This window comes from Desulfobacter sp. (assembly GCF_050177295.1).
On sequence record NZ_JBFXHE010000133.1, the window covers coordinates 1 to 10,339 of the forward strand.

Genomic DNA, 10,339 nt, shown 5'->3' on the forward strand with positions numbered 1-10,339 from the left:
TAAATCTCCTGAAACAGGAAAACAGTATGAGAAAGAGCATAAATACAAAACGCCTCCAAGCAGGGTGGGATGATATTTATCTCATGAAAGTGCTTGGAGTCAATAGAATTTAAATGCGTTTGCCCTGGTATGAACCTGCCTTTCTATTGCCATCTTAAATCGAATCTGATAAAAGCAGATATTTTATCTAAATAGAATATTATTTCGAAACCTTATGACAAAACAACAAAGCCGCACACAGATCCTGAAGAAACGAAGCAGGAAAAAAGAAAAAAACATATGGTTTTCTTTTTTCATATGGTTGTTCATCCTGTTCATCCTTGCAGTTATTGCCGGATGTGCTGCAATTATCGCCGGATTTTTCTATATGAGCCAGGACCTTCCCCAGATCAATACGCTCAATGATTACCGCCCGGCCATTGTGACCAACGTATTTTCCGATGACGGCAGAAAAATCGGCGAATTTTACAAAGAGCGCAGAATCGTCATTCCCTTGTCCGACATGCCTGCCAATCTGATCAATGCTTTTGTGGCGGCCGAAGATTCCCGGTTCCGGGAACATCCCGGCATTGATATAAAATCCATTGTCAGAGCGTTCATAAAAAATTTTATGGCCGGCACCATTGTTCAGGGCGGTTCCACCATCACCCAGCAGGTGACCAAATCCTTTCTTCTTACCCCGGAGAAAACTTATACGCGCAAGCTTAAAGAGGTGATTCTCGCCTATAAAATTGAAAAAAAGCTTTCTAAAGATGATATACTCTTCCTTTATTTGAACCAGATATACCTGGGACAGGGCGCTTACGGTGTTGAAGCGGCTTGCGAAAATTATTTCGGAAAGCATGTCAAGGACCTGACCCTGGCTGAATGTGCCATGCTGGCAGGCCTGCCCCAGGCACCCAGCCGGTACAGCCCCTTTCACCATCCGGAACTGGCCAGGCAGCGCCAGGTGTATACCCTGAACCGCATGAAGGAAGAGGGCATGATCTCTAACTTGGAAGCCACCGAAGCCATGGGTGCCAAACTGGATATCAAGCCCCGGAAAAACTGGTTCATCGAACGGGTTCCCTGCTACACCGAGCATGTCAGGCGGTATGTTGAAAAGGAATACGGCGAGGACATGCTTTATACCCAGGGGTTGAGCATTCATACTGCAGTGAACATTGAACTGCAGAAAATAGGCCAGGCCGCGGTCGATAAAGGCCTGTCAGACCTGGATCAGCGTTGCGGATACCGGGGCCCTATAAAAAATATACCCGCGCTTCAGGTGGCGGATTTCAGCCGCACCATTGCCGGGGAACTGAACGGCAGCCGCCCGGTCAAGGGAGAGATCTACAAGGGGGTTGTCCTGAAGGTGGATGATGACAACAAGGTTACCCAGGTAAGGGTTGGCGATGTCACAGGCATCATCCGGTTAGTCACCATGACATGGGCCAGAAAACCCACTCCCAAAGTATCCTATCAATCTGCCAGGATCGCAAGACCATCCCAGGTCTTAAAAATCGGGGATGTCATCTATGTGAAAGTCCTTGAGGAGATGACAGGGGAAAAGGACTATGAATTTGCCCTTTACCAGGAACCTATTGCCCAGTCAGCGCTTCTAAGCATTGAAGCTGAAACCGGCCATGTCAAAACCATGATCGGCGGAAGGGATTTCAAAAACTCCCAGTTCAACCGGGCAGTTCAGTCAAGACGTCAGCCCGGCTCCGCGTTCAAGCCCATCCTGTACGCGGCAGCCCTTGACAAGGGGTATACACCGGCCACGATCATCATTGACTCTCCTGTGGTATTTGAGGACAGGCTGCATGACAGGGTGTGGAAACCCCATAACTATGCACAGGAATTCTACGGTCCCACATTGCTTCGCCAGGCCCTGACCCAATCCAGAAATATTGTCACCATCAAGATCCTCCAGGATATCGGCATAGATTATGTCATCGGTTATGCAAGAAAACTTGGGATTACCTCCCCTTTCCCCCGGGATCTGTCCATTGCCCTCGGATCTTCAGGGGTTTCTCTGTTTGAACTGACCAAGGCGTATTCGGTATTTTCCAACCTGGGGTACCTGATTGAGCCGGTATTTATCACTGAAATTTATGACCGGGACAACAAGCTTCTGGAATCTTCCAAACTGATCCGTAAAAAGGTTATTGATATGGGCACGGCCTATCTGATGACAAGTATGCTTGAAAGCGTGGTACAGGCCGGCACCGGCCAGAGGGTTAAGGCCCTGAACCGGCCTGCGGCAGGTAAAACAGGCACCACAAACGATCTTCACGATGCCTGGTTCATGGGCTTTACCCCCAGGTACACCACAGGGGTCTGGGTGGGGCTTGACCAGGAGGCCCCCATCGGCAGGGGAGAAACAGGCGCCCGGGCCGCAAGCCCCATCTGGCTGGATTACATGCAGCACGCTCTGGAAGGTAAGTCCGTACGGGAGTTCACAGTGCCCGAAGATATCATCCGTGTTAAAATAGACGCCGAAACCGGTCTTCTGCCCAGTGCCCAAAGCAAACAAACCATTTTTGAGTGCTTTAAGGAAGGTACTGAGCCAACCCAGCACACCCCGGGGCCGGATGAGGTGTTGGGCACAGAAGAGTTATTCAAGGAAGGGTTTTAGCTTCGCCCCGTAAAAGGGTTGGATGGATGATGGCGTGCCTGGGAATCCACCCAACCCTTTGATAAGCCTTTTACGCTTTTTCCAGGGTAAACTGGGAAATCAACTGTTTAAGGTTCCCGGCAAGCCTGGACAGTTCTCCTGCGCTTTCATTGACCTGGAGGCAGCCGGCCTTGATCTCGTCAGAGGCTTGGCTGACCTGATGAATATTCTGGCTGACCTCAGCGGTCACAGCAGAGGCCTGGTTGACATTTTCATTCACCTCCTGGACCCCGAGACCAGCCTGACTCACATTTTTGGAAATTTCCTGGGTGGTGGCGGTCTGTTCTTCAATGGCGGCTGCCACAGAGGTTACAATGGTGTTAATCTCATTGATAACTTCAACAATTTCGTTAATGGCGGTCACGGATTCACCAGTACTCTTCTGCACCTCTCCGATCCGGTGGCCGATTTCTTCAGTGGCTTCGGCTGTTTGATGGGCAAGGGCTTTGATTTCTGCGGCAACTACGGCAAAGCCTTTTCCTGCCTCGCCGGCCCTGGCAGCTTCAATGGTGGCGTTAAGCGCCAGAAGATTGGTCTGTTCAGAGATGTCTGCGATGGTTTCGGTTACCCTGCTGATCTGGGAAGCGGCTGCTCCCAGTTGGTTGACTTTTATTGAAACTTCTTCTGCCTTTTTCACGGCATTAATGGTTGTCTGGCTGCCTTTGGATGTATTGACTGCGATTTCCGAAATGGTGGAAGACATTTCTTCGGTAGCGGCTACGATGGTTTGGATATTGGCGGCGGTTTGTTCGGTTGCAGCAGCCACACCGTTCATATTCACAGTCATTTCTTCTGAGGCGGCAGCCACACTGTTCGCCTTTTCCGAGGTATTTTCTGAATTGGATGCCATTTGTTCTGAAATGGCAGAAAGTTCTGTGGAGGATGAAGTCAAGGTCTGAACGCCCTCAGTGACTTCTTTGAGCATATGCGTCAGGTTATGAGCCATTTTTTTCATGCTGGCGTATACGCCGGTCAGCTTTTCAGTATCACCTATAAATTGGATGGTCAAATCCCCTGCCGCAATGCTGTCGGCGATACCGGCAATCTCCACGGGCTCCCTTCCCAGCTGAACCATAACGCCTTTTATAAACCAGAGGACCCCGGCCAATACAGCGATAAAAGCAATCACGCCCACGATAAACATCAGATTCCGAATATGTCTGGGCGTTTCCAGAAACTCGTCCTGATTCTGGGTAACGCAGACACGCCACCCCGTGGATTTAACCAAAGAGAACCCGGCGATTTTGTCCACGCCTTTGAAATTATAGTCATGCACACCGGTTTCATGGGCCAGTATGTGCCTGGCTGCCTCCTCCATGCCACTGGTTTGGGTCATATTGGTCTTGAAAATAAGATCAGGCTTAGGATGGGCAATAAAAATGCCGTTCTTGTCAACTACAAAAGGATACCCGGTTTTTCCCAGTCTAGCCTGGGTGATATGGTTGCTTAACTGGTCCAGTTTGATTCCGGACACAAAGGTACCGATAAATGTCCCGTCTGATTTTTTTAGGGGAGCGGCAATGGTAATAATTGGAAGGCCCGAACATGATGATAAAATAGGTTCGCTTATGCTGACGCTTCCTTTTTTAGCATCGATAAAATATTGCCGTTCAGCCAAACAACGCTTCCTGGCTTTTCCTTCATAGCTGTCGGCGATGATATTGCCGTCCTTATCTGAAACTCTGAGGCTTTCATATTTGGTTCCGACCTGGGCAAAAACGGCAGCCAGAAAACTTTCCAAGGCATTCAGATCCTGCTCCGCATCATCCGTTCCTGAATCAAACACCTTTGAGGCGGTCTGCATGACCACAGGTGTTTGGGCTATGGCCAAGGCAAAGCATTTTTCCTGGTCGATGAACTCTTCGGCCAGCACAGCCAAGTTTTTGGCTACCTGAATAGCTTGGGATTCGCAAATTTCAGTGATGGCATTAGAGGATTTGCTTACCGAAAAATATCCTGAAATGACCAGGGGGAGCATGGAGGCCAGAATACCTCCGGTGAGGAGTTTGGATTTGAACGTCATTCTCATAATTTCCTTTCCTTTATAATTAATCAATTGGTTCCAAAGTCATCTGTGTTTCCGGTGGATCATTTGCTCCGGGTTGATTATCAACAACCGCCGCCAAAAATGTGAGCACGAACCTGATCCGGATCCAGGGTCTCGACCCTTTCAATGGAAAAACAGAGCCCAGGATATCTTTGGGCCAGCCGGTCAAGATTGGCTTTCCGGTGACCCTGGAGCCGGGACAAAGACCTCGGGTTTACCTGGAGCACGACACTTTTTTTTCCACCGGGCTTTCCAATTCCTTCCCGGCCTGCCTGCCCTGTTAGAACGGCTTCAATCCGTTCACAAGCCTGGTCAAACATAAGTGCGGATAGAACCAGATGGCCAAAAGCCGGGTGCCATGGGCCTGCAATCATCTGGCCGGCATCCTCCATCATCTGTGTGGCCTGAAGCCCTATACGTGCCACCGCCACCCCTGCCCGCCTGAAAACCGCGACCATTTTTTTTGTCTGATCAACCGCCTGGTCAAGACTTAACGGCACATACTGTCCGGACCCGTACCATTGGGCAAGCCTGGCGCCATCCAGCACCAGAAGAGGGTAAATCCTGGCAAGATCCGGCCCAAGTTCAGCCAGCGCTTCAGCCGTACGAACCGCACCGGTATCGTCATCCCCGGGCAGCCCCACCATCACCTGGACCCCGGTTTTAAGGCCATTTTCCCGAAGCAGGGCCAGGGCTTTTCGGGTATCCCCGCTGGTGTGCCCCCTTTGGGCCAGGACAAGGACACGATCATCCATGGACTGGACACCCAGTTCTACGGTTTCAAGGCCAAAGGGCCGGGCAAGGTCCAGTGCTGTTTGGGTAACGGTGTCCGGGCGCGTTGAGCAGCGAATACTATGGATCTGTCCCTGCCGGATCCAGGGTTGTACCGCCTTGAGCAGTGCAAGTATCCTGGATGTTTCCAGTCCCAAAAAATTACCGCCGAAAAAGGCCAGTTCCACCTGGGAACGATTTTTTTTAAACTGAAGATAGGTATGAATAACAGCAGACAGACGCTGGGCCTCATTGTCAAAAGATTGCTCTTTTGCAGTCTGTCTTGCAATCAGGCGCTGGTTACAGAAAATGCATACATGGGGGCATCCCTGGTGGGGAATAAAAAAAGGAATCACCAGGGGCCCGGACATCGGAGGTCTAGTCAGAATCCTGATTCAAAATAGCAAGCGCTTTTCTGGCAGCATCCTGTTCAGCAGCTTTCTTGGTTTTCCCGGTACCTATGGTGGAAACCGTATCCAGGTTCAGACAAATCTCAAATGTTTTGTCATGGTCAGGGCCCTTTTCTTTTGCCAGGGTGTAATCCGGGGTTGTGCCAAAATGCTCCTGGGTAAATTCCTGAAGGCCGCTTTTATAATCAATGAAATCCGATGACGCCAGAATCTGCCGCACAGGGTCTTCAAAAAGACGGTTCACCATGGTTTGGACCCGGTCAAATCCGGCGTCCAGGTATACTGCGGCGACCACAGCCTCAAAGGTATCTGACAGGATCGAATTTTTGTCACTGCCGCCTGAAAGAGATTCTCCCTTACCCAGCTTAATAAACCGGCCCAGATCAATCCTGCGGGCAATGTACGCCAGTCCTGTTTCGCTGACCAGGGTTGACCGCAGCCGGGAAAGTTCACCCTCTTTTTTCAAAGGATCACTTTCCATGAGCAGATGCCCCACACACAACCCGAGCACCGCATCGCCCAGGAATTCAAGGCGCTCATTATCCGTATCACAGGTATTCTGATTTTCATTAAGGTAGGAGCGATGGCACAGGGCATTGGATAAAAAGGAGCGGGACTGAAACCGGTAATCAAGATTTTGTTCAAGAAGGTCCAGACGGGGACTGGCCTGGATTTCCAGCAACCGGTCGTTCAATGTTTTGAACACTGACATGGCCACATTCAAATCGCCTCTGCCCCGGCCAAGATCCACGCCTTTATTAAAGCTGCCGTGAAAATCAGAGCCCCCCGTCGCCACCAGTCCTTTACGGTGTACAATTTCAGACAAATGTTGTCGCAGGGCTGAATCATGTCCTGGATAATAGACCTCGATACCTGCAAGCCCGTCCTGGACCAGCATATTCACAAAGGTATCCAGGTCATGGGGATGTTTAAAATCAATTATACCTGGATGGGCCAGAACCGGCAGGCCCCCGGCATCAAGAATCATCCGGATGGCGTGGGTACAGGACAGTTTAAATTTATCAACATAGGCGGGTTTATTTTTACCCAGGTAAAGATCAAAGGCCTTGCGGAAATCAGACACATAGCCCTTTTCCACGAGCAGTTCGGCAATGTGCGGGCGGCCTGCCTGGCGGGCGCCGAAGCGACTTTCCACCTCGTCCAGGGTAATGTCAAATCCCAGTTCATTGAGTTTTTCAATAATTCTCGGATTCCGGTTGGCCCGGGCATCTGCCGCACGGGCCAGTGCATCATTCAATCCACAGTCGTAAACGGAAAATCCATATCCCAGCATATGAATGCTGCCCAGGGATTTGAACTCAGGCGGCGGCGCACACGAAATCTCAACACCTGTAATAAATTCAACCGGATACGAATGAACAATATTTTTTATTTCCAGAATTCCGGCAATGGTGTCATGGTCAGTCAGCGCAACGGCCTCAATGCCGGTGTCTCTGGCCAAATCGAGGATCTGCCTAGGCGTCAGAGATCCGTCCGACGCAGTGGAATGTGTATGAAGATCAATCAAAACCTGATGTAAAGCCTGTGTCTGGGAATTAAATTCCCAGCGCCTTCTCCATATTTTCTTCACGGGTTTTGCAGGTGATGCACTGAGTCGTTACAGGCCGGGCTTTGAGCCGTTCAATGGAAATATCTTCCTCGCAGAGTTCACACCGGCCAAAGGTCCCGTTTTCAATCCGCTCCAAGGCCTGTTTAACTTTTTTAATCAACTTATGCTCCCGGTCCCGGATGCGCAGTTCAAAAGTTCGGTCCGCCTCATGGGAGGCCCGATCCGTGGGATCAGCAAAGTTCTCCTTGGGCTGGGTCATGCCTGTAACGGTTGTGTCGGCATGGGAAAGCAACTCATTGAGCCGTTCAGTCAACAACGCTTTAAAATAATCCAGATCTTCTTGTTTCATAGTGTTGTCCTTCTCTTTAATATAGATTTTGCGCGACACCTAAAAAGTTCTCAATTATATTCAGATATGCCGTTATTGTAAAGTTTTTTTATCCGTATCCTAATATTTATCAAACAAATCAGCAGATCCGGGGGAGCTGCTCGCCAGTGAGCATATCCACAATCCGGGTGCCGCCGATAAGCGTCTCCAGCACCACCCGGCCCGGGTCCTGGTCTGTAACCTCTCCGACAATTACAGCGTCTTTGCCGAACTCATCCCGGCGGATTATATCCAGTACCTTGTCTGCATCTGCGCCAGGCACCATGGCGATGAGCTTGCCCTCATTGGCCAGGTACAGGGGATCAAACCCCACAAGCTCGCAAATGCCCCGGACCGGGCCGCGTACCGGCAGCCGGTCTTCAAAAAGCCGGATGCCCACCTTTGACTGGACAGCAATTTCGTTCAGTGTTGTACCCATCCCGCCCCGGGTGGGGTCCCGCAGCACATGGACCGGGTATCCTGATGCCAGAACCCTTTTGACCATGTGGTTTAAGGGTGCGGAATCGCTTTTTACGTCGGAATCAAATTTCAACCCTTCGCGTTCGCTCAATATGGTGACCCCGTGATCGGCAATGGTGCCTGAAACAATCACTTTATCCCCGGGCCGGGCCCCGGAACCCGACACATTGACGCCGGCCGGGATTAGTCCGACCCCGGAGGTGTTAATGAATATTTTGTCAACCTTTCCCCGGGGCACCACCTTGGTATCACCGGTGACGATCCTGACCCCCGCCTTTTGGGCGGCCCGGGCCATGGATTGAAGAATGCGCCTGAGATCATGTATTTTCATTCCCTCTTCAATGATCAGCCCCACAGATATGTACAAGGGGGTTGCCCCGCACATGGCTATATCATTGACAGTGCCGTTCACGGATAGCGCGCCGATATCCCCGCCAGGAAAAAAAATGGGGTCCACGGTATAGGAATCCGTTGAAAAAGCCATCCTGCCCCCGGGCACCTCAAAAACGGCCCCGTCATCCTGTTTCGCCAATAATCCGTTGTCGAACAAAGGCAGAATCAATTCTGAAAACATGGCATGGAAAAGCTTGCCCCCGGCACCGTGGTCCAGAAGAATCGTATCATTATTGTTCATGGTATTTTCCTTAATCGCCTGTACCGGTGCCTGCAGGCCAGTGTTAGGCCTGACAGCCAACTGATCCAGACCCAATTGTCCTTGTATCCTACCGGCTGTATTTATAAAAGGCAGCACAGGCCCCTTCGCTGGAAACCATGCAGGGTCCCACCGGATGCATGGGGGTACAGGATTTTTTATACAGCCGGCACTGGTCAGGCCGCTTCAGCCCCATTAAAATCCGGCCGCAGCCGCACCCGGCCGGCTCCCGGGTATCTGAAACCGGCATATCAAATTTTTTGGCAGCGTCAAATTGATAAAAGGATTCCCTCAGCACCATGCCTGAATCCGGAATTTTACCAATCCCCCGCCAGATGGCGTCGGCCTTTTCAAACACCTGATCCATAATTGCCCGGGCTTTGGGGTTCCCGGTATCCGCCACAGCTCTGGAGTACGCATTGACCAGCCCGGGTGATTTGGATTCATTCTGCGCCACCAGCATGAGTATGGCCTTAAGGATATCCACAGGCTCAAACCCTGTAACCACAGAAGGTATCCGGTATTTTTCAAAGAACGGGACAAAGGCGTCAAGCCCTGTGATGACCGATACGTGCCCGGGCAGAATAAATCCGTCTATCTCCACGCCGTCGGTCTCCATGAGTGTGGCCAATGCCGGCAGGGTCAGCTTGTTGGCGCTATAAATGCTGAAATTGTTTACCCCCTGGGCTTTGGCAGTAAGGACGGCCCCGGCAATGGTCGGGATGGTGGTCTCAAAGCCCACTGCGCAAAACACCACCTGCCTGTCCGGGTTTTCCTTTGCCACGGCCAGGGCATCAAAAACAGAGTAGACCATACGGATATCCGCACCTTTGGCCTTTTCCCCGGCAAGGCTGGACCCGGATCCCGGCACCTTCATCAGGTCACCAAAAGTGGTCAGGATCATATCAGCCCTGCGTGCCAGCATCACATAGGCGTCAATGTCCTTTTGGGCGGTCACGCACACAGGACAGCCGGGTCCTGACAAAAGCGTAATGGTGCCGGGCAGTACAGACCGGATCCCGTAACGGAAAATGGCCATGGTATGGGTGCCGCACACTTCCATCAACCGTAGCGGACAGGTGCTTTTTTCACGGATCCTGGCCACCAGGGCCTTTGAAATTTCAGGATCTTTAAATGCCTGGGTATATGTCATACGCATGGATGGCCTTATTACTTTATGTTGTGTTGACGGGCTGCGGCTGCCATGGCCTGGCCCAGGGCAATGCCGCCATCCCCGCAGGGAACCCTGCTGTGGGTATATACCTTAAAGCCCTTTGCTTCAAGCATACCCGTTATCCGGGAAAAAACCGTATCATTGTTGAACACCCCGCCGGACAGAACAACCCGGTCAAGGCCGGTTTTCTGCCCCACCCTTGCAACGGC

At 51.2% G+C, this 10,339-nt stretch carries 7 protein-coding genes and 1 pseudogene; 1 reads left to right on the top strand and 7 read right to left on the bottom strand.

Annotated elements, in window-relative coordinates:
- Window positions 1–214: 214 nt before the first annotated feature.
- The gene (locus AB7U36_RS11045; RefSeq protein WP_428159832.1) at window positions 215–2,620 is read left to right on the top strand and encodes a penicillin-binding protein 1A; all 2,406 of its coding nucleotides are present in this window, start codon (window positions 215–217) and stop codon (window positions 2,618–2,620) included.
- 70 nt (window positions 2,621–2,690) lie between these two features.
- Here AB7U36_RS11045 and AB7U36_RS11050 read toward each other — a convergent pair whose 3' ends face one another.
- The 7 genes and pseudogenes from AB7U36_RS11050 to AB7U36_RS11080 form a co-directional block, all read right to left on the bottom strand.
- Window positions 2,691–4,682 (bottom strand): methyl-accepting chemotaxis protein, encoded by a 1,992-nt coding sequence (locus tag AB7U36_RS11050; protein ID WP_428159833.1) that lies wholly within the window; start codon window positions 4,680–4,682, stop codon window positions 2,691–2,693.
- Window positions 4,683–4,768: 86 nt separating this feature from the next.
- Window positions 4,769–5,848, bottom strand: a complete 1,080-nt coding sequence (locus AB7U36_RS11055) for an elongator complex protein 3 (protein ID WP_428159834.1) — start codon at window positions 5,846–5,848, stop codon at window positions 4,769–4,771.
- A 7-nt stretch (window positions 5,849–5,855) separates the two neighbouring features.
- On the bottom strand, window positions 5,856–7,478 hold the full coding sequence (gene rnc / locus AB7U36_RS11060) for a ribonuclease III (protein ID WP_428159835.1): 1,623 nt from the start codon (window positions 7,476–7,478) through the stop codon (window positions 5,856–5,858).
- The gene (gene dksA / locus AB7U36_RS11065; RefSeq protein WP_428159836.1) at window positions 7,444–7,806 is read right to left on the bottom strand and encodes an RNA polymerase-binding protein DksA; all 363 of its coding nucleotides are present in this window, start codon (window positions 7,804–7,806) and stop codon (window positions 7,444–7,446) included. Before dksA ends, rnc begins: the two co-directional genes overlap by 35 nt.
- Before the next feature lie 118 nt (window positions 7,807–7,924).
- Window positions 7,925–8,938, bottom strand: a complete 1,014-nt coding sequence (hypE, locus tag AB7U36_RS11070) for a hydrogenase expression/formation protein HypE (RefSeq protein WP_428159837.1) — start codon at window positions 8,936–8,938, stop codon at window positions 7,925–7,927.
- Window positions 8,939–9,026: 88 nt separating this feature from the next.
- On the bottom strand, window positions 9,027–10,115 hold the full coding sequence (hypD, locus tag AB7U36_RS11075) for a hydrogenase formation protein HypD (protein ID WP_428159838.1): 1,089 nt from the start codon (window positions 10,113–10,115) through the stop codon (window positions 9,027–9,029).
- 11 nt (window positions 10,116–10,126) lie between these two features.
- Window positions 10,127–10,339, bottom strand: a pseudogene (locus AB7U36_RS11080) (hypothetical protein); the annotation flags it as partial.

What these genes read in the sequence shown, in the direction of transcription:
- hypE (WP_428159837.1), bottom strand. Translation starts at nt 8,938, where the DNA reads ATGAACAATAATGATACGATTCTTCTGGACCACGGTGCCGGGGGCAAG.
- dksA (WP_428159836.1), bottom strand. Translation starts at nt 7,806, where the DNA reads ATGAAACAAGAAGATCTGGATTATTTTAAAGCGTTGTTGACTGAACGG.
- hypD (WP_428159838.1), bottom strand. Translation starts at nt 10,115, where the DNA reads ATGCGTATGACATATACCCAGGCATTTAAAGATCCTGAAATTTCAAAG.
- AB7U36_RS11055 (WP_428159834.1), bottom strand. Translation starts at nt 5,848, where the DNA reads ATGTCCGGGCCCCTGGTGATTCCTTTTTTTATTCCCCACCAGGGATGC.
- AB7U36_RS11050 (WP_428159833.1), bottom strand. Translation starts at nt 4,682, where the DNA reads ATGACGTTCAAATCCAAACTCCTCACCGGAGGTATTCTGGCCTCCATG.
- AB7U36_RS11045 (WP_428159832.1), top strand. Translation starts at nt 215, where the DNA reads ATGACAAAACAACAAAGCCGCACACAGATCCTGAAGAAACGAAGCAGG.